This window comes from Paenarthrobacter sp. TAF1 (assembly GCF_052113825.1).
Taxonomy (GTDB): Bacteria; Actinomycetota; Actinomycetes; order Actinomycetales; family Micrococcaceae; genus Arthrobacter; species Arthrobacter nicotinovorans.
On sequence record NZ_JBFRDO010000006.1, the window covers coordinates 24441 to 49598 of the forward strand.

The following is a 25158-nucleotide window of genomic DNA, read 5'->3' on the forward strand; positions in this document are numbered from 1 at the left end:
GTCCAATATCATTTTTATTGGAATTGTTATCGTCGATCGAAAGAATTGCCCATGGAACTCAGGCAGTTGCGGTACTTCCTCGTTGTCGCGGACGAGCTTCATTTCGGTCGCGCCGCCGAACGCCTGCACCTAACCCAGCCGCCGTTGACTGTGGCTATCCGCAGGCTGGAGACAGAGCTGGGCGTCCAGCTGTTCGATCGGACCACCCGTCGCGTCACGCTCACCCCAGCGGGAGAAGCGTTCAGGAGACGGATCCAGGACGCCGTGACAGAACTGGACGACGCCGCCGGCGATGTTGCCAGTGTGGCTGCAGGACTTAGTGGCCGGATCAGGGTCGGATTCGTGAGCTCTGCCAGTTACAGCACCATCCCGCAAGCGATTAGAACGTTCAGGGAACGCCGGCCCCGCGTGGAGCTGGTTCTTTCCCCACTCACCAGCGGGGAGCAAGTGGAACAGCTGCTCGATGGCGCGCTGGACCTGGGTGTGCTCCGCGACCCCGGTGAGGTACCAGGCTTGATGCTGGAACGGGTCAGCACCGAGGCGCTGGTTGCAGTCGTGCCCGAGGCCCACCCGCTGGCATCGCGCGCGGAGATCCGACCCCAGGATTTCCAAGGGGAGCCAATGATCCTGTTCCCGTACCGCCTCATGCCTGGGTTTGTTGCATGCGTCCTCAACCTCTTCAACAAGGAAGGGGTGTCCCCGAACGTGGTCCAACAAACCATCCACCAAGAAACCGTCCTCGGCCTGGTCGCAGCAGGACTTGGGCTGTCGATCCTTCCCGAGTCCGTTCGTCGTTTCCAGATGCCTGGCGTAGTCGCCAAGCCCATCACCGGGCACCCGCAGACGTCTCTCTTCGCTGCCCGGAGCGCCGGTACTGCGCCAGCAGTGGACGAATTTCTGAGCTGTCTAAGAAGCGCGGAGCGGAGAGAAGAGAAGTAACAGGGCTGAAACTTCTGCTTTATGCGCACGAAATTCCAACTATGGTTTACTGCTAGTCATCAGAGTTGACTAAAGGTCACCAGATGCGTAGGAGTTGGTATGAAGAAAAGAAGCCTTATCAGCAGCAAACGAAGGAGTGGATCCGGGCTCATCAGCACCATCCGTACGGGAGATCATTGCCCAACCAGCGGCTGGTGGGCGCCGGACGGAGATGCTCAGGCGAGGCAGTTCGTCAGCGAGGGAAGCCTGATGCCAACGAGTAACGGTACTGCCACTTCATGGATGCCAGCGCGAGAAGTGGTTGCTAGTCCTGCCAACTAGGACCATACGGTAGGACTCTATGGTCGGCGGGCACCCCAGGTTTCTGGTCATGACTAGCTGGTCCAAGTCGGTCGTCAGGGATGGACCTTTGCTCGAGTGCTCATTCGTGAGCTGCAGATGGGGGTACTTCAGTGGAATCAGCCCAGGTCATGGCATGTCGAGGTTGTTCCGGTAGGCGGTGTTTTTGTTGGTGTTCCAGCCGGCGATGATGCCGGCGCCGAGCATTTGGTCGGTGAGCCGCGCGAAGCGGTAGCTGGGGTCGATGTCGAGGGCGAGTTGGAGGTATTGGTGTGCTTTGGAGCCTCGGCCTTCCCACCAGTTGATGTAGCCGATGGTGGTGAGGATTGGTGCTGCGTGTTGTGGGCTGGTTCTGGTGTAGGCGTGGATGAGGAGTTGTTGGGCCCATTCGACGCGGGGCCATTTGGGCGCGGTCTCGGTTTGGGCGAAGAGGAGGTGTTGTGGTGGTTCGTTGATGCCAGGGATGTCTGCCATGAGCCGGTCGCGGATGTGGGGGAGTTGGAAGTAGGCGATGAGTGTGGTGCAGTCTTCGTCGGTGGGGAAGTCGTTGCTGTCGAGCATGTTTGTCCAGAGTTGGCTTGCTTGTAGTGCCGCTTGATGGGGTGCCTGGGCTCGAATGGAGTTCATGCAGTTTTCAACGGCGGTAGCGTGGTCTTCTTCGTGGGTCGGCGTCGGGAGGATGATGCGGTTGGTGGGTTCTATGGTGCTGCCGCGGTAGATGAATTCGGCGTTGACGCGGCTGTATTGGGTGGTGCTGATGGGCAGGCTGATGTCTTGGCCGGGTTCGCTGTCGTAGGGGGAGTAGGTTTCGTCGCTGACGAAGACTCCGTCGCGGATGGTGATGCCGTTTTGGGCGAGGACTCCGGTGAGTGCGGCGATGGTGGCTGCGTGTGGTTTGGGTTGGCCTGGTTGGCAGTGCTGGGAGGTGTAGAGGGCGAAGACGATGCTCGTCGTGCTGGTGTCGCTGGTGAGGTAGCTGCTGACGGTGCGGGCGTAGGGGAGTTCTGTTCCGGGTTGGCGGGGGAGGTCGATGCGGAGGGTGGCGCCGACCTTGCCTTTGTCCAGGGTGATGCAGACCAGACTCTCTTGGGGCCAGAACCCTAGGGTGTGCCCGATGAAGCTGAGCAGGTCCGCTGGGTCTTTGATGGTGAGCGCATTCATTGTCCTTTTCCTTTGCGCGTGCGTTGCGTCTTTGGTCTTGTGGGCCGTTCTGATAGGGGCCGAAGTGCAACTCGGGGGACCGGGTCCGTCGCGTCAGCGCCCTGGTTAGGCCGGAGTACCGTCGAGCGATGATCGGGATATCAGAATGACAAACAGCGTTGTTGCTTCTGCCTATTCATGGGCAGCCTGATGCACGGCGCCATGACGTGAGCTGCCACATTCTTCGGTATGTGCCATCGCTTGGCGGGATTTCTTCGCCGGTTCGGCCGCGGGCTGCTTCCAGTCCCGACTTATGCCCCGTTATCGGCTCGAATCTCGGTAGGTCTGCGCCCGAGCGCGATCGTTGATTCGTCTCGCTGCGAGAAGGCTGAACCGATTCGCGCAAGTAAATATTGGCTCGTCAGACGCCCTCGTAACGTTCAACTCCCGCCATAAATTGGACCATCTGTCCAGTGCTCTCGTGTGTCGAAGCCCAGTTCAGCGCGACTACTGTCCGGTCTACTTTGATTCGTCCGCGTCCCAGAAGGACGCCAGACCAGTAGGCACTGCCAACGGTCGGTTGGCACAGGTTCGTCAGGATGTCTGCCAGCATGCCGAATCTGGTCACTCCTCCGATTTACGACGACGGAATGACGAGGGGGCAAGGGCTGTCTGGCGCGTTCAGGCACTCCTACCTGTGTCCAGAACGCGTGCCCGCTTTTCTGTGCTAATCTCGCGAGACTAGCACTGGGAGGCGCGAGCTTGGAAAGTCTAATCGAGGATCTTAGGGCGGATGCACAATACGCGCATCTTGCGAACTCTTTAGAAAAAATAAGAGGCTCCGTCCAAGCACATTGGGCGAATGTCGCGTTGCCAGATTTTACGGATCACGGCCCAAATCATTCGAGGCGTGTAGCAGAATATGCCGAAAAGTTAGCCACCCTTCGAGATCTGCCACCAAGCCTCAAATTGGATCTGCGGGAAAGATATCTTTTGTCGGCCGCAGCATGGCTCCACGACGTCGGCATGCAGGATGAGCGTGCAAATATTTTCGACCCCGGCGACAGGACAATCGCTGATCCTCAAACAGTTCGACGGACGCATGCGCAACGCTCGGAGCACCTCGTGCTTCAGCGACAACTTGACTTAGGACTCCCGACCAATGAGATTGCCGCCCCCGAGGCTATTGCTCGCTTAGTGCTAGCGCACGGAACTGACACTTACCAGGCAACAGTGGCATCCATTACGGAGCCTGAGGCCTCGTTTATGAACAAGCCCGTAAAACTGAAACTTCTGGCAGCTCTCCTACTCATGGCCGACGAACTGGATTTACACTACGAGCGTGTCCCCCCTGCAAATCCGATGCGCCCTCTAAATCACGAATCTTCGGCCCATTGGCTCAAGCACGAATGCGTCCGGAGTGTGGACCTCTTCGAGGAAGAAGGGGGTATACAGATCGTGGTGAACTTAATGTCCCCCAGTTCCATGCAAGAGGACGACGTGGCTAGGGTTAAAGAGTGGATTGCGACGAAGCTGCAACGGCAGATGGTTCTAACGGAATCCGAGATACTTTCACGGACGGGATTCAATAGGCATTACCACTTCAATCGGCAGATCCGGCTTTCCAACAAGCCTGCAAGACGTGACAGCGAACATGCGACCCCGCAAGCTGCGGCCATAATAGATCGCGAAAATGCGTATGCGCGCCTCATTAGTAATCGCGCCACTCTAAGTAGCATTGTGGAGTACGTCAAGAATGGGGAGCCAGTACTGTTGGTCGACTCAGAAGATCTTACTGGTGGCATTGATTTGAAGCATGCAGTAGATTGCCATTTCAGAAGCGAAGGCTGGAATGTTCTCTCATCAAATACCTTAGACCCCTTTGGCCTTACGAGTATCACTGAGCAAATTGCTATTTGGTCTAAATCGCTCGAAGTTCCTTGTGATGGATCTGGCTCTGCGCAAGAGGATGTCCACGGCTTGGTCAACTTTGTGCGCTCCCAGCCGGAGAAACGTTATCTTTTCTCCCTCAATGCCGGGCAGAACCGGGAACTGGAGAGGGATGCCCTGGGTGAGCTACTCCACAAGCTAACTGACATCGACAATGCCRGCCTTTTTGTCCTAGGTGTCGAGGACTTTGCTGATATCACCAAGGGAAGTTGGGTCAAAGCTTCATTTGATGATTTGACTGAACAGGACTGCGCTGAATATTTGGCTCGGTATTTGGCAAATGATGCAAAGATTGTTGCTAGAAACATTCCTCGAACTTATGCAAACATAAAGTCTTTTGCTATCGACCATGCACTTGGAAGGTAATTAATGGCTACTACCTTGGGTTTCCCCACGTCAGCATTTGACGTGTTAGGGACCGTGCCGTGTTTTGACCTAACGCTCGGCATCGAACTTATGAGTCTTGCGGGCCATAAGGATAATGCGGCGCAACTTTTGTCTCGGATAACTAATAATGGAATCGCACTCTCCTCCGGGGGCCTGTATGCAATTCCAAATCATAAAGCCACTGAATTACGCGGGCGTCTGCTAGAGTCGGATATCTCAATGGTCAGACGAGCTCTTTCGCTCTTCGTTGAGCACGCCCGTGATCGGTTAAAATCCCCATTGGCGCTCTCCTTTGGCGAGGATGGCCTGAGCCTTCTCACAAAGTCCCTAGCGGTTGTTCTTTCGCCGGACCAGGTGTCCGAAAGCTTTGATGATTTTATACGCAACAGAGAGCAGCAATCCAAGTTCGCTGATCTCAGTGCGTCGGCAAGGGTGTTGGACGCCTACGGTCAGGGTCGAGGTAGAACGGCTCGGTACCTGCACGGGATGACGCTTTGGCATTTGGGTAAACGCGCTGAGGCTTTCAATCACTTTTCGCAGGTCTGGAGCTCGGGAGTGGAAGATCGGATGACCGCCGTTGCGGGACACCTCCAAGCCGTGCACCTTCATTCGGATCTGAACAGGACAAGCGATGCTTTGGAGCTTCTAGACCGGACCGTAGATGTTCAAGAACATCTTGACGATGCTTATGGCCTAGTAGTGACTCTGTCTACGCGTGCTCGGACGCTATTGGATCGTTTCCGTAACCTTCGGAACGAAGACGATCTCTGGTCTGCGTTCACCGACGCGGAGCGTGCGGTGAACACGTCCGTGCGAACGGCTGATGGCGTTCCCGGCGGATCGGTGCACTTTGCCGCGACGCTCACGCTGGCGAATTTATTGCTTGAGGCAGGAAAGCCGGACGATGGAAATGAGAGGGCAGGTCAGGCTCGCCATATGGTAGCAAAGGGTTCAATTGACTCTCTTAGAGCTGCAATGACATCTGCGCGGGCGCTGCGAAACCTTGAGCGATTCGGCGAGGCGGCAGATGTCCTTAAGGATGAGTTGAATCACTTTGTACCGAAGTCGAGGAGCGATACTAGGCATAAAGCTATCGCGCTTAATGTGCTGGCGAGCGTCCAGAGATTCTTTGACCTTCACGAAGCATTGCAGGCTGCCGAGGAGAGCCTGGATATCGGAAGGGGCATTAACGATACTCGTCACACGGCGCACGCAACGTTGACCGTTTCGCAGATCCGCCTGGACATGCTAGAAGAGCAGACCACCTTCGGGGAGGCTGAAGCGGATCTGCGCAACGTTAAGTCAAGCCTGTATGTTGCCAAGAGCAAGCTGACGGAGCTACGGGATGCAGATGGGCTTCGTAGAACAAATGAGTTGCTAGAGCGAGTCACAGCCCTTCAACTTCGCCTTGAGGATCGTCTTTCCGGAAGTCAAGACCCGTTTTCCCCTGACTGAGTCCAGTGCTTGTCTTCGGCGGAAGCCCGCAACCCAGTAAGGGTTTCGGTTCCCCCTTGAGGTTCTGCTTGCATCGGGCCGATGCTTTGCTCAGCCGGCTCGGTGTTTCGAGACCCCTGTGTCTAGAACCTGTCTAGAAGCGCTGCGGCTTAGTAGGAAGCGAAGGGTCGTCGCTTTGCGGGACCGGTAGGTAGAGCGCTCTGAGGAGATTGAGAGGCTGGCAGATCGGGTTTCGGCTTGCGTCAAAGCCAGGTGCAGGGACTGGATAAACGTCATGGTTTCTGCACGGAAGTATGCATGATCGCTTGGCTGTGAAGCAGTCTATTTGAGGATTCGCTGGGCCCGCTGGATGTACCACCACATTTCAGGCCAGCGCCATTCGTTGAGTCTCATTTCCGCGTGTGCGACAACCAACACGCTCAACCCTTCCAACTGCTGTGCGGCGTCCATTGAGACGTCGCCGGCCATGACTTTCGCGGCCGCTGTGCACATCCGGTCAGAGATGCACATGGATGTCACTGTGCAACTAAGGACCGCACTCCGACCTGACGACAGCCAGGATAGAACGGCAGCGGGGACGTGTTGAAGCGGGACGACTAGCAGTCGGTGGAGTGTTCGCGATGTCCGTTCTATTGATGCGTGCCTTTCAAGTCCAGTAGCTGCGGGCATTGGGCGGATTAGGCAAATCGCATCTCGCCCCGAGTGATCCGACCGCGCGGCCGCAATCAGCCCGCTGCCGACGAGGCCGGACTTCTCGGCAGAAGTGAAAAGACCGCCACCAACCTCACTAAACTGGCCAGCTCAACACTTGAAGGGCGATGTTTTCCGTAGATTCCGGTGACGATGCTCCTACAGCCGTGAAATTGCCTGAGCGGCTTGATTGACAGTTTTAGTCTTCTCGACGCGGACTATCGCACACAGCCCTGAGACAGCGGACAGATCGCAGGAAAGCCAATATCGCGAGTCGCGTAGTTTTTGCTGAGGCAGGCCGACTCAGGAGACTTTTCATTATGATCCCCACTACGATGAGTGCAAACGTGGGCTGGAAGATCCGCATGGGGGACCTTAGCTCTAATACGGGACATGAGGTAACCACACCGCAATTGCACCTGTTCTCGTAACTGCCGGACTGCCTGGGGCTCCGAATAGCCATGAAGGTTTGGCTCGTCTCGGAAGACGTCTTCCCGTGGTGGGGTCAGCGTCACTCTCGCTTGTGTCCTAATTCTGCGGTTGCCGGGGCGGCTGTATCGGCGCCCCACCCCAGCCATAGGAGGTTATGATCCATCTGTGGAGATACTGGACGAGACTACTCACCGTGTTCTGACTTACATCGAGGCTGTGACACGCCAAGGCGCATCACTAACAACCGGGGCGGTGAATGCATTCGCCGAAGATTGGAATCGAAAGACCACCTACAAGATGACGATAGCTGAGCAGATCACCATTGCAGCACAAATGGCGTCAGGTTCGTTCAAGCAGTTGTCTTCCGAAGAAGCCATGTCAGCGTTTCTGACCCGCCTTGGCTGGGTAACCAAATCCAAGGACGTGGTTGCTTTGACTGAGGTTGGTCGGGCTGTCCTGCGCGAGGCAAGTTCGCCGCAGTCTGCTCCAACAGCGGAGTCAACGTTGGAGATCGTCATTGATCCTGATAACCCCTTTGCCTATGCCCAGTTGATGACCAAAATTACTAGTCTCGAAGACTGCATGATCGTCGACCCCTACCTGGACCTCGATCAGCTTGCAGTGGTGGCGAAGTTCAACACGGTCAGTCGTATCCTCACAGGTTCGAAGGATCTTGAAGCGAAGAAAGCCGCGTTTGGGTTGATTTTGGAAGCTGCCCAGCACCTCGAAATTCGAACCGCGGCGAAGGGCATTTTGCATGATCGGTTTGCCATCCCAAAGGACGGGAGCGTGTACGTCTTGGGATCGAGCCTGAACTCGATAGCAACGCGCTTCGGTGTGGTCACTACCCTTGAGAAGGCCAGCTCGGCGCTGATCCGGGATCAATACCAGAAGCTCTGGGATGAGGCCACCGCTATGGATCGAGTCCCTGTAGGCGCCAAGAAGGGGTCTTGAAGCCTACATTGTCGGGAAGGCTCATTTGGAGGCGGCGTCGGTTTCTGGGTGGTGGCTGCAGACGGCGGCTGGGCCGCAGGCTACCCACATGAGAGCTGGCTCGGCTCGTGCCGTTGATGCATGTTTCGAAGTTACTTGTCAGGACTGCATAGTAAGTTTTTCATTGAGCCAACCAATGGAAGATGGAGAACCTAGATGGCAAACGCAATTTGTGGCCGGTGTGGAACCTATACGCACATGACTACCTACGGCGGCGGACACTGGACGCCTGATTCTGTGGGTTCGCCAACTGGATGGTATGACAGCGCATTTAAGTGTGACTCCTGCCAACGGCTCAACATTGGGACCACCCATAATGGCCAGCACCCTACTCACCCTTCCGATACCGGCCAGACGCGGAATTGGTGGGATCAGAACCAACCAGACGAGTGGTCACCATCTTTCGTCAAGGGGCAGCATTATCCTGACGTTCCGGACCATGTGGCACGGCCAGCGTCGGAAGCACACAAGTGCCGGAGCATCAATGCCTTGATGTCTTCCATCTTGATGGCCCGGGCCGTAATTGAATCCATTGCAAAGGACCACGGAATTACGGCTGGAAATCTATTCAAGAAGATCGATGCCATGCATGGTGCGGGTCTCATAGACGCTTTTGCAAAAGAGACGGCGCACACAATAAGGGTGTTCGGTAACGATATGGCCCACGGAGACTTCACGGTTGACGTCGACGCATCTGATGCTGACGGTGTGCTCACATTCTTGGATCACATCATTCGTGGCGTTTATCAGTCCAAAGCCGAACTGCAACGCCTCAAGGACTCTGCGGCCGCACGTGCGGCCGCTCAGAACCACTAGGAGGTCGAGTAGCCGGTGCAACTACATCTTCTGGCTGCATCATTGCGGTGGCCTCGCGGTGTTCCCCGGAAAGACAGTGGGGCCACGTACTTCAAGTTTTGGCTGAGTAGGGCCGGCTCAAAGACTGTTCCAGTATTACCGTCGTTTTGGTAGGTCCAACAACTCATCACAAGCCGGCCTCGATGTCGAGATCGGTGTCAACCGCGATCTTCTCGATAACGTGGGGGCCGTCCGTCGAGTTTCCGCCCGGGGCTCCGCTTGAACTGTGACTAGTTCTTGGGTGATAACCCCAGGATCGGGCGGCAATCAGCCATTGGCCGCCCTGATGAGGACGGCACGGAAAARAAGAGTGGAAGTTCCTTGCGCCGGTTTCGTATCCCAAGAGGGTGTCAAGCTCAGCTTGCATTCGCGAAGATCAACCGTTTCGTCGGTCGGCTCAGTGCGACGTACAGATGGTTGTGTGCAGAGATGGTTCTTGGATCGAGAACAATCACGTTGTCGAACTCGAGCCCTTTCAGCCTAAGCGTCGTGCCAACAACTGTTCCGAAGGGCGCCCATGAGGAACGATGATTATTCCGGTCGATCAGCTGGGCAGCATTGACTTCAAGTGCAGGTTCTGGGTCGGCAATGCTCATGGACAAGACCTTGACGAACAGCTTTTGCAGTTGGGGTCTATACGTGTGGCCCTGTTCAGAGCTGATGAGGTGTCTGAAGAAGGTCATCGCTGCGCGTGCGCTTCCGTCCTCAAGGTACGTTGTTGCGGCGACAACAACCGGCTGTTTTGACCGGCTTGCCGCCCCTTTCGACTTGAGATTTTTCTTCAAGTTCTGGACTACGGATGTGGTCACCGCTGTCCTTGTACTCGAGGCAAATTCGATCAGTCTAACGAGTACTGCAGCCCTGTCTGATGTTCGGTCGATGAAGCTGGCTATGGCCCGTAGCTCCGAAAGGTCAGTTTTTTCAGCAACCCGCACCTTACCTTTGTAGGAACGCGCAATGTTATGAAGAGCGGTGGGGTTGGCTGGGTCTGGAGAGATGATGGCCGTGGTGCCTTGTCGGGGTATTAGGCCCGCAAGCCCACCTTGAGCAGCACCGCGATCTAGTGATGCAACTTCGAATGGGTGCGGTGTGTTAGGTCCTGGCCTTCGGCCGGCGAGCATCTCCTGGCGGCAATGCAGTAGCCACTCTCCGAGGCGGGGATTTGTGTGCTTCCAGCGGTGGGGAGTGCTCAACGACGCCAGTTGGGGCAGAACAGTGGTCGAGCCCGTCCATGCAACAGAAGGAGTGGCGCCGAAGTCGAAGATCGCCTGCAAAGGATCGCCCAGAACGACCGTCCGTAGTACGCCTGCCAACAGCTCGATGACCATGGTCTGTTCGATGCTGCAGTCCTGATACTCATCAACGATCAGGAGGTCGTAGCCCAACGCTACGACTTCCAGAATGGTACTGCTTCGCAGTGCCCTCAATGCGGCAGGCTGCACTTGCGCAAAATCAGGTTCTTGATCGGTGTGCCATTCAGCCCGGCCCGGAAAAGAGCGCACTAACTTGAGGCAAAATGCCGAGATCGTCTCGATGCGGACGTGACCCGCCCCATGAGCTTTGACCTGACGCTTGATCGCCGCAATTCCGGCATTCGTATGCGTGAGAACCAACAAGCGAAGCTCAGGATGGTCAGCTATGGTCCGCGCGATGGAGTAAGTCTTGCCGTGACCGGCCGGGGCTATGACGCTACCTGTCCCAAGGTCAGCGAGGTCGAGGCTGTCAGGCACCCGTGCCCCAAACTAAGAGCTTGCTGACTATTTTCTCTGCATCGGAATTTGGTCGGACGGCATCTCTATCCCTAAGGGCAATTTCCGCAAGGATCTCACCGCCCGTTGTGGATTTGAACCACTTTGTGCCCTCCTTCTTGGCCAGTTGCCAGAGGGCATTTCTTGCCAGTGTCAGCTCACCTGGACGGAGAGGATTCCGCTCGCGGATCATTTCTACGATTGAACTGCTGCAACCCCTGCTTACCAAGGCGTCCACAACCGATTGCAGCGTTGAATTGGCGAGACCGTGTTCAAGGACAAGCCGGAGGCCATCTTGGGAGAGTGCTCCGATTACTTGCTGCTCTGTACATTTCGAATCGTCACACCGGATTAGTGTTGTGGTGGAGGGCAGTCTTGAAAGATCCAGTTTTGTGTCGTAATCGCAGAACACGGCGGTGCGATAGCCCAGTTCAGCGAATGCTGTCGCGTGAGAGACAAGAGATGCTTCTCCGCCTGCGTCCGCAGTTGCCACCGCCGTGATCAGTTGGGGGTTTGATTCCTCAGCATGAGCATAGACTCCCCGAGCGAAGCCAGCCTCCGTGGCGCCCTCGCAGATCAGAACGTTGGGAGCTAGAAATGATTCTGCATTCTTTCTCAGCGCCCCTTGAAAAGCTGGTCCCGGAGTCGTTGCCTGGGTTTGGCCAGGCGGGGCAGTCCTGACTACATTCAAGTTTGAGTGGCTCAGCTCCCGAAGTACGACCGGAGAATGCGTTGTGACCACAACCTGGGTGAGGAAGGATTCGTCAGAAACTCGGGTTTGTAGTGCTCGCAGGAGGTGTCGAATGCGGAAGGGCTCAAGACCGGCTTCTAGTTCATCAAGTAGGAGTACGCGGGCATTTTGAGCTCCCGAAAGCTGGACGCCCACTCCAGTGAGTCGCCGCGACCCCAAACCATGCCGTTCAAGCGGAACACCCTCGCTGTGCAGGGAGACGGATCCTTCCTTCAGTTGCATGGAGTCTGCATTCAACGCTGCAACTAACGTCGCTGTTGGAGCTATGCCGCGCAGTAGCCGGGCTTCGGCCTGAATTCTTGCAGTTATGCTGTCAAGCTCTCCGAATGCACTGGCCGAAGCGTGTTTGGCTGCCCTTGAGGCCTCAAGGAGGGCGTGAGCGGTGGGACGCTTATCCTCTGAACCTGTCATTCGGAGCAAAGCAGAATTTCGGGACCACCGAAGATCCGCGACGTTGTCGCTCGTCACCCTCACAACACCGAATGCGTCTCGGTGGGATGCCCGAAGCACGCCAGGGACTTCCTGCCGATCAGCAATCACCTGCCAAACGGGTTCTAGGAACCGATCCACTCTGAGCTCAACTGTCAGTGCGGGCCGTTCGGTATCGGGCTCATCAACGATGGCACCCGAGAGCTGATCGACGCCTCGTATGTACGGCATGAAGGCATCAAAGCTGAGTAGCTCCGCGGGGGGATCCACAACTGTGGCCTGAATTAGGAAGCCGCCGGAGTCGATAGATTGTCCGAAGAAGTCGTTGTCGGTGAAGGCATGGCTCCAACGTGGGGAAAACAGTAGACCCACCGCGTCCAGGATGGTCGTCTTGCCCGAGTCGCCGGGACCAACCAGAGCCGTGATGCCTTCCTGCGGGCGCCACGTGAGATTCTTGATACCCCTGAAGTTCTCGATCTGAACTTCGTGAATGCGCACTGCTAATTCCCCCTGATCTGAGGGCTCGACGCGTATAGAGCCCGCACAAATCTATAGCCTTTCTTGGGTAAAACTAGCTTTGCGGGAGCAGGTTTTCTTTCGTGTCGCCCAGCGCCGGCTCCGTCGGATCTCCCGTTGTCAGGTGGGCAGGGGCTGGTGGCGTCGCGGTCTCGGAACGAATCCGATGAACGACTTTTGCACCTCCGCGTCGGCTGCTCGCACGGGCCTGATGAGAGGTCAGCCTTCCTAAAGCACAAAAACCTAGGGTCGAGCGGCGCGTGCCGAGAAGGGTTTGCAGCCACCGTCTTTTGTTCGTTCGGACGTTCTCTGTCAGACCGCTGCGGGTACTCCACGGATTCTCCCCGCAATGGCTCTCCCTTACCGTTCGTGACGTTCCGCTGTGAAGGCAGCATTCTTCACACCGTCTAGCCAAGGAGCAGTTGACTGCTAGGGGTGGTGCTATCAATTCAAATCCAGCTAGTACGCGGGATGGGTCTGAAAGTTTCCCGCGTTGTCATGTTGCTCGCTCGTCGCCGTGACATGGATGCGTGAAAGGGGGAAAGCTAATGAAGCTGTCTTGCTCAGCGCTGGTCTGCTATTCCGGGCGCCAGCGTGGACAGGTTGCGTGCCGGGCTGTGCGTTGCGTGTCCCAGATGATAGGCGTCGCCCTGACGGCTAACCGTATAAGCAAAAGGAACGTGTGGACACTGTCCACACTTTCCGCCCCGGACTTCCCCGTATAGCCGCCGGACTGCCCCGGATTCCGCATGTTTCCGCCACTTCCCAGTCTTCGCAAGGCGTGGAATCCCCTTCGAGTCCCACCTCGGGCACGGCATACCCCCTCGTCAGAGGGGGTTTTGCTTTTAAGTGTTGACAATTGTTGACACGAGTCTCTGATGTGTGGTGCCGGCTTGTGCCTGGTCGCCGGTTGGCCTGTTCAGTTGTGGGGAGCGGGTTCTGGGGTTTGGCTGGTGCGCCCTCCGCTTGCTGTGAGCTGCCGGCTATGCGTTCCTTTCTTGTTCGTCCGGGAGGACGTTGTTGTCCTACACCCCTTTATGGATAGAGGGACTGAACGCAACATGACTTCGAGATCCTGTGTCAAAGTTCTTGGTTGTGGCTCGAAGTCGGAGTTTAGAGGGTTGACTCAGGAGAGCTTTGTTAGGCCAAAGGGGGTGTGGGTATTGTCCACACTTAAATCTCCTTTATAAAGACTGATCACAGCCATTTCCTTCCACTTCTTCGGCCTACATCTACTCATCGCGTGTAATGGCCCGGACGATATGACGCCAGTTCGCAGGCGCTCCGTCTGCAGGGCCGCAGCGAGGCGAGAGCCCAGCCGCCACGGGCGACCGGGCGCTTTGGGGGAGGTCTCTTCGGTGTCGTCGACGCGTAACTACGACTAAATGGGGGAGTGTCCGGCGCGGATGCCGGCCCTTTCCAAGGTCGACGATCATTCAGAGTCCGCACGCTTGTGGGGGCGCGCACGGCGGGGCCGACCACATCGACCATAAGTGCCCTTCCGTCAGGCTGGGGAAGTACGTCGCTAGGCGCGTCGGATCAGGGCGCAATAACCAGAATTTCGGCCTGGCGGTAGAGGCAAGGACATGCTTTATCGGGCAGAAGCTCTTCATGCCCACCCGACGACGAGGCGCGCAGCGTCCTGTGGGACGGTAGGATCGATCCCTGTGATTTCCGCGAATCGACGTAGACGGTTTGTCAACGTATTCCGATGACAAAAAAGCTCTACTGCCGAGTCTCCGACGCTGCCTGTACGGAGGTAGCTGCGAACGGACTCTTCCAAACGGCTACGTTCCGCCCTAGTGCAGCTTGAAAGAGCTGCTGTGACGTCTGTTAGGACCGGGTGCCCTGCCAGTATTAGGCTCCGGTTGGCAAGTCTGGCCCAGCCCCGCTTCCAAGTCATTGCACCATGTTCATCGCTTCGGAACACCCTAGCGAGATCTCGGGCGATGTTTGCTGCTTGACGTAGACCCCGGAGGCCCGTATCAGCATCGGTAAGTCCGACTCTGATGGTGAGTAGATTGCGTCGGAACGCATCGCGCTTGGGATCTGTGCCTCCGAGTTGCGTTGTGAACGCAATGAGTGCGTCACCACGGTGATGGGTGAACACGTTTCTGCCTGCGCGTTCGGCTTCGGCGATAAAGACCCTCAGGGCAGGCATCTCATCGGGCTCGGCACCTACCACTATCAGGGGGACGGCAGGGGAAATCTCAAGCTCACTGGCGATGGTGCGCAGCTGTTCGTCCGTCATTTCGGATGTCTGGAAGAGTTCCGCCAGCAGGCCCTGCCGTACGGAAAATGCTTCGTCCTGCATACGCTCCCGTTCTGCGATGAATGCCCGCTGAGTCTGTCCCGCGTATTCGTCGACGGTGTCGAGCACAATCCAGGTGTGACGAACCACCAGGGTTGCATCCTCCGGTGTTGCAACCCTGATAAGGGCCTCCCAAAGGACGTTGTAATCAAGGCGGATAGCTGACATCAATGAGGTGATGGGGATTCCCGCTCGTGCTCGGGAGACCCCGACATCAGCGGCTACAGCAACTGCCTCATGAAGCCCACCTTCACGTAGGCCGGTAACCATGGCCTCGAAGGCCAGCCGCCCCGTCCGCCGTATCTCGGAAAGGGGGATCGGGGCAGGGTCGTAACCGGGGATTGCGATAATTCGGGAAAGAAACGCCTCGGTGAGCTCCTCAACGTCGAGCTCGTCCAGAAGCTCCTGCCAGCGCATGGAATCGTGGGGCTCCGGACCACCGCTAAGCCGGGGTTGGTTCATGTCCATGCTTCTCACGATATGTGCATATGCACTTTTTTCACCAAAAAAATCGAGGTGAATGCTGTGCGAAAATGGCCGTAACTCCTGAGAACCTCATTGAACAAGATGTTTGCGGAAGATTCACATAAACGTAAACCGGATCACGCATCAACGGAGAAGACAATGAGTGAGACATTAGAGACGGCGAATATTGAGCAACATGCCGTCAAAGAGCTGAGCAGGAAAGACGCGAACAAGGTCGCGTTGGGCGCATTGATCGGCTCCGCACTTGAGTACTACGACTTTTTCCTTTTCAGTGCCGCAGCGGCACTGGTGTTCAACGTTCAGTACTTCACAAGCGGCAACCCGACCGCGGCGGCTTTGGCCTCGTTCGCCACCTTTGGGGTTGGCGTTGCTGCCAGACCCCTCGGCGGAATCATCTTCGGCAGCATGGGCGACCGGATCGGGCGCCGCAAGACCCTGATGATCACGATCATTGGCATTGGCATGATTACTGGTCTTATCGGGGTGCTGCCGACTTACGCCGCAATCGGTATTGCCGCTCCAATTCTGCTCGTGTTGTTGCGGGTAGTACAGGGCCTCTTTGTCGGTGGAGAGTGGTCAGGGGCCCTGACCCTGGTGGTAGAAAACTCGCCGTTACACCTTCGAGCCCGGTACGCCGTGATTCCACTGATTGGTTCCCCCATCGGGACGATACTCTCTTCCGGAGGGTTCTTCCTGGTCACGATCCTCTTCACCAAAGAAAACTTTGACGCGTGGGGCTGGCGTATCCCGTTCCTCATTTCCCTGCCCCTGTTGCTCATTGCCATTTACATCCGCAGCAAGCTCGAAGAGTCGCCAGTGTTCCGCCAAATCGAAGAAGCCGGCGAAATTGAGCAGACCCCTGTCCGCACCACCTTTGTGCACTCTTGGCGACAGCTCTTGATCGGTATGGCTTCGTGCCTACTTGGCATGGGCGGCTTCTATCTGGTCACTACGTTCTGCGTCTGGTACGGAGTGAACGTCCTCAAGTACCCGTCAACCCTGATGTTGCTTGGCACTATCGCCGCCGCAGTAGTAGAAATCTTTGTCATTGTCTGGAGCGGACGCCTTGGCGCTAAATATGGCTCAAGCCGGGTCATACTGTGGGGCGGTATTGCCTCCGCAGTGGTAGCCGTTCCTGCGTTCCTGCTGCTCACCTCAGGTAATCCTGTTCTTGTCGTAATCGCCATGGTCCTTGCAGTATCGACTCTCTCCTTCCCCTACGCCGGCACCGGCGCGGTTCTGACGGGCCTGTTTGAAGCCAAGACCCGCTTTACGGGTGTGGCTGTTGCAAACAACACCTCAGCCATGGTGGCGGGCTTTGTCCCCTTGATCGTCACGGGTGTAGTTGCCGCCGCCGGGAATCACTGGTGGCCCGCCGCCGCGATGCTTGTACTCATCTCGATCATTACCGCTTCGKCTGGTGCGATCGCACCCCGTTTCAGCGTGAATCTGCCCGGCTTCAAGCACTAACAAGGACGGCTTGGGCAGTCGCCACGATTGCCACCTCAGACCGGGCCCGCTCGTCGCGCAGGAACCCACTTGGCTAGCTGCCGATAGGGCCGCCCAATGCTGACAAGTCCGAGCTGGCACTCGTCTAAAGAACGGTCACTCTCATCACAGTAAAGACGAGAGTGGTCCCCAGAAAGGAACTTCACCATGAAGCTCGACCTTCTTGTCCGGGCGAACGAGATTCGCACCATGGACCCCGACCGGCCCATTGCGACGGCTGTCGGAGTCATAGGCGAACGGATCGTTGGCTTTGATGACGAAATCGCAAGCATGGAGGCGGAGCGGAGCCTTGATTTCGGTGATGCGTGTATTACCCCGGGCCTTATCGACGCCCACTGCCACACAACATGGTGGGGTTTGGGCCTGGATGCGGTGGACCTGAGCGGGTGCAGGGGACTCGAAGACGTTTACGCCAAGATCGAGGCTGAAGTAGAACGTCTGTCCGGTGATGCCGAGGCTTGGGTTCACGGTACGGGTTTCAACCAAGCCCACCATGGGGGACTCTTCCCTGACATAGGACGTATTGATGACATAACTGGTAATCGCCCGCTGTACCTTCGGCACGCTTCCGGACATTCATCAATCACTAACAGCGCCACGCTGGACCTGTTCGGGGCATCGCATCCGACCTTCCAGGACCCGGCAGGAGGGATTGTGGTGCGGGACGCCGACGGAAATCCTACCGGTGTCTTGGAAGAAGCAGCACAGGGATTGGTGCAGGCACTGCTACTTCCGTATTCCACCGAGAGAATCGTTAGGGCCTTGGATGCCGCAACCGAACGATACGCGGCACAAGGGATAACCAGCTTCACCGAAGCCGGCATCGGCGGCGGCTGGATCGGCCACAGCCCTGTCGAGGTTGCTGCGTACCAGACCGCCGCCGAAACCGGTCATCTTCATGCACGCGCACAGCTGATGCCCGCCATGGACGCGCTGCAACCCATAACGGGGCATCCCGCCGATTTCCACCATCAAGGAGCAGGTCTTGGACTGGGCTTGGGAGTTCGTTACGGCTTCGGAGATGATTACGTCCGGTTCGGACACGTCAAAGTCTTCCTTGACGGCTCCCTGCTGGGAGCAACCGCTGCAGTAACCGAATCCTTCTGCGGACACGATCACAACACCGGCTACCTCTTGGACAAACCAGGCACTTACCAGGAGCGCGCCTTGAGTGCCTACCGTGCCGGGTGGCCCCTGGCGCTGCACGCCATTGGCGATGTAGCCATCGACCTGGCAATGGACCTCATTGAGGAGGCGCAGGACAGATACGGCCGCCGCGAAGCACCTTGCCGCATCGAGCATTTCGGCATGTCCCGCCCGGACCAAGTCGTTCGCGCCGGTATTCTCGGCATCGCAGTGGCCCCCCAAGCAGGATTCATTGGTCCCTTAGGCGATCAGATTGTGACCCTGGTTGGGCCCGACCGGGAATCCTGGCTGTACAGGGGCCGGTCCGTTATCGACGCGGGAGCCCTTCTCGCAGGATCTTCCGACCTGCCGGTAGCAGATAACAACCTGCGCAGGGGCATGCAATCAGCCGTTGACCGGCGGACGGACAAAGGCATGCCTTTCGCCGCAGGGGAGGCCATCACCCCTGAGGAAGCACTCCGAGCGCACACAGAGTGGGCTGCCCGCGCCACCGGTCAATTCCGGGACAAGGGCACGCTGGAACGCGGCAAACTCGCCGATTTCACGGTGTTCTCTGAATCGCCACTGACGGCCCGCAACATCGCCGAGATCGACGTCGTGGCCACGATTCTTGGCGGCCGGCTGAGCTATGACGCCCGGGAAGCGCTTAAGAATTCGACACCTGAATTGCAGCTCCTGTCGGTCACCAACTGACAACCGAATATCCCAACCCAAACGCACACAACAAAAAGGATCAACGATGCACGAAGTAAAAAGTTCAACGCGTTCGCTATCGGATGCAGACCCGGCCGAAGAACCAGCCACAACGATCGCATTGGATCTCGCCATCGCGCGCGACGGACAGGCAAGCTTTGACCGGCTGATCCGCGATCTGGACCCCGAGGACCTTCAGGGCGAATCGCTCCTGCCCGGATGGACCCGGGCGCACGTCATCGCGCACATCGGCTACAACGCCCGAGCACTTGCCCGGTTGGTCCAGTGGGCGCAGACAGGGATCGAGAATCCGATGTACGAATCGCCTGAGTCACGGGCGGATGAGATCGACCTCGGGTCGACACTCTCCCACACGAGTCTTACCCGGCTTTCCTCGCAGGAGGCCGCACAGCTCGACGAAGCCTGGACAAATCTTCCCGACGATCGCTGGATCTACAAGGTAAAGAACGCGCAAGGACGCATGATTCTCGTTTCCGAGACTATTTGGATGCGGGCCCGCGAACTATGGCTGCATGCCATCGACCTCAACACCGGAGCAACCATCCAGGACATACCCCAGCCAGCCGCAGCCCGCATCCTGCAGGATGTGTTAACTACTTGGGAGAGCCGGGACGGCCATTACGTGCGTGCTGTCCCAACAGACGCCCACACGGACTTTCAGCCTGACGGTGAAGGACAAACCGAACCGGCAGGCGGCGACATTCTGACAATCTCCGGCACACTTACAAACCTCCTGGCTTGGGCCACCGGACGTGGTCACGATGGCGTCGTGGTGATCAATGCGGATGGACTTGAGATCGGCCCCGCGCCGGYCGCGCACCGCTGGATCTAATCGCCACTGCCGAAGAAGCCCAACCAAGGCGATCTCCGACCAAGAACACCGCACGTGCGGGTATTCGGTGCTTATTGGCTGAAGCATCTGCCTCGTCCTCACGGAAATTCCACAGACGCCCCACGCACTAATCACCAAAAAATCTCCTCAACAACTCTTGAAAGAAGAGGTCACCATGTCGGCTCCACCCATAACAGGCGGCCCCACTCTCCCGCAGGTGCGGAAGCTCGTGAGCACAATCCCCGGCCCGAAATCGCAGGAACTGCTGGCCCGCAAGGACGCAGCCGTTGCCACAGGCACCGGCGGAGTGCTCCCAATTTCAGTAGTAGCCGCCGGAGGCGGGGTGCTGATCGACGCCGATGGCAACTCCCTTATTGACCTCGGTTCCGGCATCGCAGTCACCGGTGTCGGTAATTCAGCCCCCGCTGTGGTGCAGGCTGTGCGACAGCAGGCCGAGCAGTTCACACACAGCTGTTTCACCATCGCCCCCTATGAGGGCTACGTCAAAGTCGCCGAGAAGCTCAACGCCATCACCCCTGGTGAGCACGAAAAACGCTCGGCCCTCTTCAGCACCGGTGCTGAAGCCCTGGAGAACGCGGTCAAGATCGCTCGCCACTACACCGGCAAGCAGGCCGTGGTTGTCTTCGACCACGCGTTCCATGGGCGAACCAACCTCACGATGGGAATGACCGCAAAGAACATGCCATATAAGAACGGGTTTGGACCCTTCGCCCCCGAGATCTACCGGGTCCCCGCTTCCTATAGCTACCGAGACGGACTCACAGGCCCTGAGGCAGCTGCACGATCGATACTTCAAGTCGAGAAGCAGATCGGTGCCGATAATGTCGCTGCCGTCATCATCGAACCCATTCAGGGTGAAGGCGGCTTCATCGCCCCTGCCAACGGTTTTCTACCGGCGCTACAGGAATGGACATCCCAGAACGGGGTGATCTTCATACTGGACGAGGTGCAGACCGGCTTTGCCCGTACTGGTGACATGTTCGCTGCCAACCATGAGGGCATAGTTCCGGATCTGATGACGTTCGGCAAGGGCCTGGCCGGTGGGCTTCCTCTTTCGGCAGTTACCGGCCGTAAAGACATCATGAACTCCGCAGTGGACGGAGGACTCGGGGGTACCTATGCAGGCAACCCCATCGCCTGTGCTGCCGCTCTGGCAACGATCGAAATTTATGAGAAGGAAAACCTGACGGAGCGTGCACGGGCAATCGGTGCCATCATCACCGACTTCTTCGCCGGTCTAGCGGCAGAGGATGACCGCGTCGGCGACATCCGCGGCCGCGGTGCCATGATCGGCATCGAGTTCGTCGAAACGGGCACTCAGAGACCGGCTGCGGCGCTGACTTCTGCCATCGCGAAGAAGGCAGGCCAGAACGGCGTGCTGGTACTCACATGCGGCACATACGGCAACGTGCTCCGGTTCCTGCCGCCGTTGTCCATATCAAATGACTTGTTGCGCGAGGGCCTTCAGGTCGTGGCGGACGCCTTAAAAGGAAAATGCATGAACCACAGCAAACCAACTACACGTACCTAGAAGGACAGCGATGACTTTAAGACCCCACGAGCAAGAACTGATCAACCAGGTGCAAACCGGTCTCGGCATCGGAGGGACGTGGCAGCCCTCTTCGACCGGTGCGACATTCGACGTGCAAGACCCGGCAACCGGGGAAGTCATCAAAACGATCGCCGATGCGACCGTCGACGATGCCCTTAGGGCGCTCGAAGCTGCCGTAACGGCGCAGGAGGCGTGGGCTGAGACCTCTACGCGCGGACGCTCAAACATCCTGCGCCGAGCGTTCGACCTTCTAATGGATCGCCACGAGGACTTTGCACTGCTCATTAGCATCGAAATGGGCAAGCCGATCTCCGAGGCCCGCGCAGAAGTGACCTATGGAGGCGAGTTCCTGCGCTGGTTCTCGGAGGAGGCTGTACGCGTCCGCGGCGACTATCGTCCTACTCCTGAGGGTGCTGGCAACATCGTCGTATCGCACCTTCCGGTCGGGCCCACCTATTTCATCACGCCGTGGAATTTCCCCTTGGCTATGGCAACCCGCAAGATAGCCCCAGCCTTGGCGGCCGGCTGCACGGTCGTCATCAAACCCGCCGAACTGACTCCGCTGACGACCATCTTCTTGGTACAACTGCTCGAAGAAGCGGGCCTACCGGCAGGAGTTGTAAATGTGGTTCCTACCACCTCGCCGGCCGACCAGTCCAGCGCGCTGTTAAAGGACGCCCGCCTCAAAAAGCTCAGCTTCACCGGTTCGACCCCTGTCGGTGTAAAGCTCCTTGAAGCCGCAGCCCAGAATGTCCTGCGAACTTCCATGGAGTTGGGGGGTAACGCCCCGTTTATCGTCTTCGAGGATGCGGATTTGGATCGAGCCGTGGAGGGTGTCCTGCTGGCGAAGTTCCGTAATATCGGCCAGGCATGCACTGCGGCGAACCGCATCATCGTCCATGAATCAATCGCAGATACTTTTGCTCAACGCGTGAGCGACCGGGTGGCCCAAATGAAGATCGGCAGGGGAGCTGAGGAAAGTACTGACATCGGCGCTTTGGTCGACAGCCGTGCGGTCGCTAAGGCTGAGCGCCTGGTTGCTGACGCCGTAGCGACCGGCGCAACGGTTCTCACTGGAGGTAAGTCCATTGAAGGTCCTGGCAGCTACTTCGAGCCAACAGTTCTGGATCGGCTCAGTCCCAACTCGGCTCTGATGTCCGAAGAGATCTTTGGACCGGTCCTTGGCATCATCCGATTCACCAATGAGGAGGAAGCAGTCAAAATCGCCAATGACACCGACTATGGGCTGGTCAGCTATGTGTTCACGGAGAACGTTCACTGCGGCCAGCGCATGATTGAAAAGCTGCAGACAGGAATGATGGGCTTGAACACCGGTCTCATCTCCAACGCCGCAGCACCCTTTGGCGGTGTTAAGCAGTCCGGTATCGGCCGGGAAGGCGGTTTTGAGGGCATCAGCGAGTTCCTCTCAACCAAATACACCCTTATTCCCCGCTGATGGATGTCCCTGAACCGGTGTCTCGGGGCTCGTCGATAGCCACTGAAACTGACCGAAAGCGAGGGCCTTCACGTTCCGGGCTGGAACGTGAAGGTCCACGCGTTGTCTGCCACCGTGCATGCCAAACGGTCTGCGCAGGAGCAGGATCACGATTGGACTTGCCTGGCGGTGCATCCGTCCGGCAAGTAGAGGGTGCGAAGGTAATTCGATGATGCAATGGACGGATGAGAATGGGCCTGCTGGAGGCTCGTTCTGAAGTTCTCGTTAGCGCAATAGCGCACTAACTGGAATGTTGGTACTCGTTGTGCTTCGAGACTGCTTGCGTAAGGTGCTCAGCCAGAAGGCCGGGTGCTTCACTGTGGGCCAGGTGACCCTGATTTGCCAGCCGAACGACCTCGGCTTGGGGGAGGGCTTGAGAGAAGGCGGTGAAAGCGACACCGTATGGCGGCCTCTCCTCGTTGCGTTCGCCAAGCATCAGGGTGACTGGAGCCGTGATTTCGCTATATCGGGAAAGCGCTGCAACATGGTCATTTATAGCAGTCAGCTCATCAGCCAAGGGGTGAACAAGAAGACGGAGGACAGGCCAAATAGGGTCCGTGCGCAGCGCTGCCATGTATTCGGCGGAGTAACCCGCCATGACCCGCTTGACCACCTCGACAGCGCTGTCCAGGTCGCCCCTCCCGAGAGCAAGACGTAGGGGTTCAAGGGCGTTCGATCCGAACGGGCTTGAGACGGGCTCATACGCGATGACAGAGCGCAGGTTGCGTCGCTCTGTCGCCGTTTCCAAAGCAATCAGTCCGCCATAGCTCCAGCCGAACAGGTGGATGTCCTCCTCGAGGGTGTCGAGGATGTGGTGCAAATCGTCAATTTCAGTACGGACCGAGTAGCCACGACCTGTCGGGCCGCTAGGGAGCCGCCCGCGGCGGTTAATGACCATTATCGGGTTATTCAAATTCAATGCATCGGCGACTGGGCGCCAGGTATACGCGTCGGACATAACGCCTGGAACTATCACGACGGGCGATCCGCTGCCTTCTCGTAGCTCGGCAGTCAAAATTGTTCCCTCGCGGTTGAAGGTAAGTGTTCGCATCAGTTTCCTTTCATCGGGTGCTGGGTCTCTTCAATTTGCGCAGCCACCCTCAAAAGTTGGGATTCGGCTCCGGGGGGACCTACCAGCTGTAGTCCAGTCGGCAGCCCCTCGGTCGTGCCCGCTGGAATGGAGATGGCCGGGAGTCCTAAAACGCTCCATGGGCTTGTAAGGGAGAGAAGAGCCTTCCGGGTCTCTAGGCTGCTCCCGTCGATGAGCTCCCTACGGCTGTTCAGCCGGGGAGGGGCCAGGGGGATCGTCGGAAGTGCCAGAACCCCGTACCGATTTAGCAAAGGCTGGATTCTCTGGCGGGCACTGTGCCTAAGCTCCATCGCCTTGACGTACTCCCAACTGAGAATCTCGCCGCCGGCAAGCAACCGAGCGAGTACTTCGGGGTCGTAAAGTTCGGGCGAGTTGTATATCAACTCAGAATGTTGGGCGTATGCCTCACTGCCTTGGATGATCCCGTATGCCTCCCTGAGGTCACTGGCTTCCGGGACGTCGGCGTCCCCGGTGAGAAGTTGATCGACCCTGCTTCGGGCCGCACTAGTGATTGAAGGCTGCGTCGGATATATCGAATCCGGCTTGATCCAYCCGATACCAGGGGGGAGAGCTACAGTATTGGCGCCCCTCAATGCAGTCCACAGCAGGAGACAGTCGGCCGCGGTGCGGGCCAGCAAGCCTATGGTGTCCAGGGATGGTGACAATGGCACCATCCCGCGGGTAGGCAAAGCTCCGTGGGTTGGTTTGAGCCCTACAACGCCGCAGCAAGCAGCCGGAATACGAGCGGAGCCGCCGGTGTCGGTACCGAGCGCCAACGGGATGATGCCAGCGGCAACCGCGGCAGCAGACCCGCTGCTCGAACCACCAGCCATGTGGTCCGTATCGTGTGGGTTGCGCGTAGGGCCGGTGGCCGAACGATCTCCGGTAGGTCCGTTCGCAAATTCGTGGGTCGTGGTCTTCCCAATAATGATCGCCCCTGCCTGGACGAGCCGTTCAACGCATTCGGCGCTTTCACGGGCAAGGTGGTTTTTTCGGTGACGCGAACCTGCAGTTGTTGGTATTCCTCGCACATCGATGACGTCCTTAACGGCAACAGGAATGCCGTGCAGCGGCCCCCGATCAATGCCCGAGGCCAGTTCAGTGCGAGCCTTCGCCGCCGCAGCGTAGGCGCCGTTTTCATCGAACGAGACGAACGCGTTGATCAAAGGCTGCCACCGGTAGGCCTCCTGCAAAGCAATGTTTACAAGGTCCGCTGGCGCGATAAGCCCACTCCGCATCATGGCGGCGAGCTCGGAAACACCAACGTTGGCGAAAAACCCCGCTCCAGAGGGTTTCTTCAGTTGTGCTTCGGGCAATCGCATACATCCCTCTTCGCAGTTGATTGTGCTGGTGAACTGCATGTAACCATACCCAAACG

Annotated in this window: 17 protein-coding genes; 10 read left to right on the top strand and 7 right to left on the bottom strand. The window is 57.7% G+C overall.

The features are described from left to right. Positions 1-51: 51 nt before the first annotated feature. A complete protein-coding gene (locus AB4Y81_RS10720; protein WP_441995807.1) occupies positions 52-939 on the top strand; it encodes a LysR family transcriptional regulator in 888 nt (295 codons plus the stop codon). A gap of 468 nt (positions 940-1407) precedes the next feature. Here AB4Y81_RS10720 and AB4Y81_RS10725 read toward each other — a convergent pair whose 3' ends face one another. Further along, positions 1408-2439, bottom strand: a complete 1032-nt coding sequence (locus AB4Y81_RS10725; protein ID WP_441995808.1) for a DUF4192 domain-containing protein — start codon at positions 2437-2439, stop codon at positions 1408-1410. Positions 2440-3180: 741 nt separating this feature from the next. Between AB4Y81_RS10725 and AB4Y81_RS10730 the strand changes: the two genes are divergently transcribed. Together AB4Y81_RS10730 and AB4Y81_RS10735 are read left to right on the top strand one after the other, a co-directional pair. Further along, positions 3181-4734: an HD domain-containing protein gene (locus AB4Y81_RS10730; RefSeq protein ID WP_441995809.1), complete on the top strand. Its 1554-nt coding sequence runs from the start codon at positions 3181-3183 to the stop codon at positions 4732-4734. A gap of 3 nt (positions 4735-4737) precedes the next feature. After that, positions 4738-6210 carry a hypothetical protein gene (locus tag AB4Y81_RS10735; protein WP_441995810.1) on the top strand — a complete coding sequence of 491 codons (1473 nt, stop codon included), beginning with the start codon at positions 4738-4740 and terminating at the stop codon, positions 6208-6210. A 321-nt stretch (positions 6211-6531) separates the two neighbouring features. On the opposite strand, the gene AB4Y81_RS10740 is transcribed toward AB4Y81_RS10735, so the two are convergent. Then, the gene (locus AB4Y81_RS10740; protein WP_441995811.1) at positions 6532-6720 is read right to left on the bottom strand and encodes a hypothetical protein; all 189 of its coding nucleotides are present in this window, start codon (positions 6718-6720) and stop codon (positions 6532-6534) included. Positions 6721-7497: 777 nt separating this feature from the next. On the opposite strand from AB4Y81_RS10740, the gene AB4Y81_RS10745 reads away from it, so the two are divergent. Continuing rightward, positions 7498-8286, top strand: coding sequence for a hypothetical protein (locus AB4Y81_RS10745; RefSeq protein ID WP_441995812.1), 789 nt, complete (start codon positions 7498-7500; stop codon positions 8284-8286). 237 nt (positions 8287-8523) lie between these two features. Next, positions 8524-9141 (top strand): DUF4145 domain-containing protein, encoded by a 618-nt coding sequence (locus AB4Y81_RS10750; protein WP_441995813.1) that lies wholly within the window; start codon positions 8524-8526, stop codon positions 9139-9141. A 395-nt stretch (positions 9142-9536) separates the two neighbouring features. Here AB4Y81_RS10750 and AB4Y81_RS10755 read toward each other — a convergent pair whose 3' ends face one another. The 3 genes from AB4Y81_RS10755 to AB4Y81_RS10765 form a co-directional block, all read right to left on the bottom strand. Then, positions 9537-10910 (bottom strand): UvrD-helicase domain-containing protein, encoded by a 1374-nt coding sequence (locus tag AB4Y81_RS10755; protein WP_441995814.1) that lies wholly within the window; start codon positions 10908-10910, stop codon positions 9537-9539. Continuing rightward, positions 10903-12606: an ATP-dependent nuclease gene (locus tag AB4Y81_RS10760; protein ID WP_441995815.1), complete on the bottom strand. Its 1704-nt coding sequence runs from the start codon at positions 12604-12606 to the stop codon at positions 10903-10905. The genes AB4Y81_RS10755 and AB4Y81_RS10760 overlap by 8 nt, the downstream gene beginning before the upstream one ends. A gap of 1627 nt (positions 12607-14233) precedes the next feature. Further along, the gene (locus AB4Y81_RS10765; RefSeq protein WP_441995816.1) at positions 14234-15403 is read right to left on the bottom strand and encodes a helix-turn-helix domain-containing protein; all 1170 of its coding nucleotides are present in this window, start codon (positions 15401-15403) and stop codon (positions 14234-14236) included. 156 nt (positions 15404-15559) lie between these two features. On the opposite strand from AB4Y81_RS10765, the gene AB4Y81_RS10770 reads away from it, so the two are divergent. The 5 genes from AB4Y81_RS10770 (at position 15560) to AB4Y81_RS10790 (ending at position 22651) form a co-directional block, all read left to right on the top strand. Continuing rightward, entirely contained in the window at positions 15560-16891 is a 1332-nt protein-coding gene (locus AB4Y81_RS10770) for an MFS transporter (protein WP_441995925.1), read from the top strand. Positions 16892-17077: 186 nt separating this feature from the next. Next, positions 17078-18769 (top strand): amidohydrolase, encoded by a 1692-nt coding sequence (locus AB4Y81_RS10775; RefSeq protein ID WP_441995817.1) that lies wholly within the window; start codon positions 17078-17080, stop codon positions 18767-18769. Positions 18770-18815: 46 nt separating this feature from the next. Next, on the top strand, positions 18816-19622 hold the full coding sequence (locus tag AB4Y81_RS10780; RefSeq protein ID WP_441995818.1) for a maleylpyruvate isomerase family mycothiol-dependent enzyme: 807 nt from the start codon (positions 18816-18818) through the stop codon (positions 19620-19622). Between the two features lie 175 nt (positions 19623-19797). Next, a complete protein-coding gene (gabT, locus tag AB4Y81_RS10785; RefSeq protein WP_441995819.1) occupies positions 19798-21174 on the top strand; it encodes a 4-aminobutyrate--2-oxoglutarate transaminase in 1377 nt (458 codons plus the stop codon). A 10-nt stretch (positions 21175-21184) separates the two neighbouring features. Beyond that, positions 21185-22651, top strand: a complete 1467-nt coding sequence (locus AB4Y81_RS10790; RefSeq protein WP_441995820.1) for an NAD-dependent succinate-semialdehyde dehydrogenase — start codon at positions 21185-21187, stop codon at positions 22649-22651. 280 nt (positions 22652-22931) lie between these two features. Here AB4Y81_RS10790 and AB4Y81_RS10795 read toward each other — a convergent pair whose 3' ends face one another. Then, entirely contained in the window at positions 22932-23741 is an 810-nt protein-coding gene (locus tag AB4Y81_RS10795) for an alpha/beta fold hydrolase (protein ID WP_441995821.1), read from the bottom strand. After that, a complete protein-coding gene (locus AB4Y81_RS10800; RefSeq protein ID WP_441995822.1) occupies positions 23741-25141 on the bottom strand; it encodes an amidase in 1401 nt (466 codons plus the stop codon). Before AB4Y81_RS10800 ends, AB4Y81_RS10795 begins: the two co-directional genes overlap by 1 nt. Between the last annotated feature and the right edge of the window lie 17 nt (positions 25142-25158).

What these genes read in the sequence shown, in the direction of transcription:
- gabT (WP_441995819.1), top strand. Translation starts at nt 19,798, where the DNA reads ATGTCGGCTCCACCCATAACAGGCGGCCCCACTCTCCCGCAGGTGCGG.
- AB4Y81_RS10790 (WP_441995820.1), top strand. Translation starts at nt 21,185, where the DNA reads ATGACTTTAAGACCCCACGAGCAAGAACTGATCAACCAGGTGCAAACC.
- AB4Y81_RS10740 (WP_441995811.1), bottom strand. Translation starts at nt 6,720, where the DNA reads ATGTGCATCTCTGACCGGATGTGCACAGCGGCCGCGAAAGTCATGGCC.
- AB4Y81_RS10750 (WP_441995813.1), top strand. Translation starts at nt 8,524, where the DNA reads ATGACTACCTACGGCGGCGGACACTGGACGCCTGATTCTGTGGGTTCG.
- AB4Y81_RS10795 (WP_441995821.1), bottom strand. Translation starts at nt 23,741, where the DNA reads ATGCGAACACTTACCTTCAACCGCGAGGGAACAATTTTGACTGCCGAG.
- AB4Y81_RS10765 (WP_441995816.1), bottom strand. Translation starts at nt 15,403, where the DNA reads ATGGACATGAACCAACCCCGGCTTAGCGGTGGTCCGGAGCCCCACGAT.
- AB4Y81_RS10720 (WP_441995807.1), top strand. Translation starts at nt 52, where the DNA reads ATGGAACTCAGGCAGTTGCGGTACTTCCTCGTTGTCGCGGACGAGCTT.
- AB4Y81_RS10775 (WP_441995817.1), top strand. Translation starts at nt 17,078, where the DNA reads ATGAAGCTCGACCTTCTTGTCCGGGCGAACGAGATTCGCACCATGGAC.
- AB4Y81_RS10735 (WP_441995810.1), top strand. Translation starts at nt 4,738, where the DNA reads ATGGCTACTACCTTGGGTTTCCCCACGTCAGCATTTGACGTGTTAGGG.
- AB4Y81_RS10725 (WP_441995808.1), bottom strand. Translation starts at nt 2,439, where the DNA reads ATGAATGCGCTCACCATCAAAGACCCAGCGGACCTGCTCAGCTTCATC.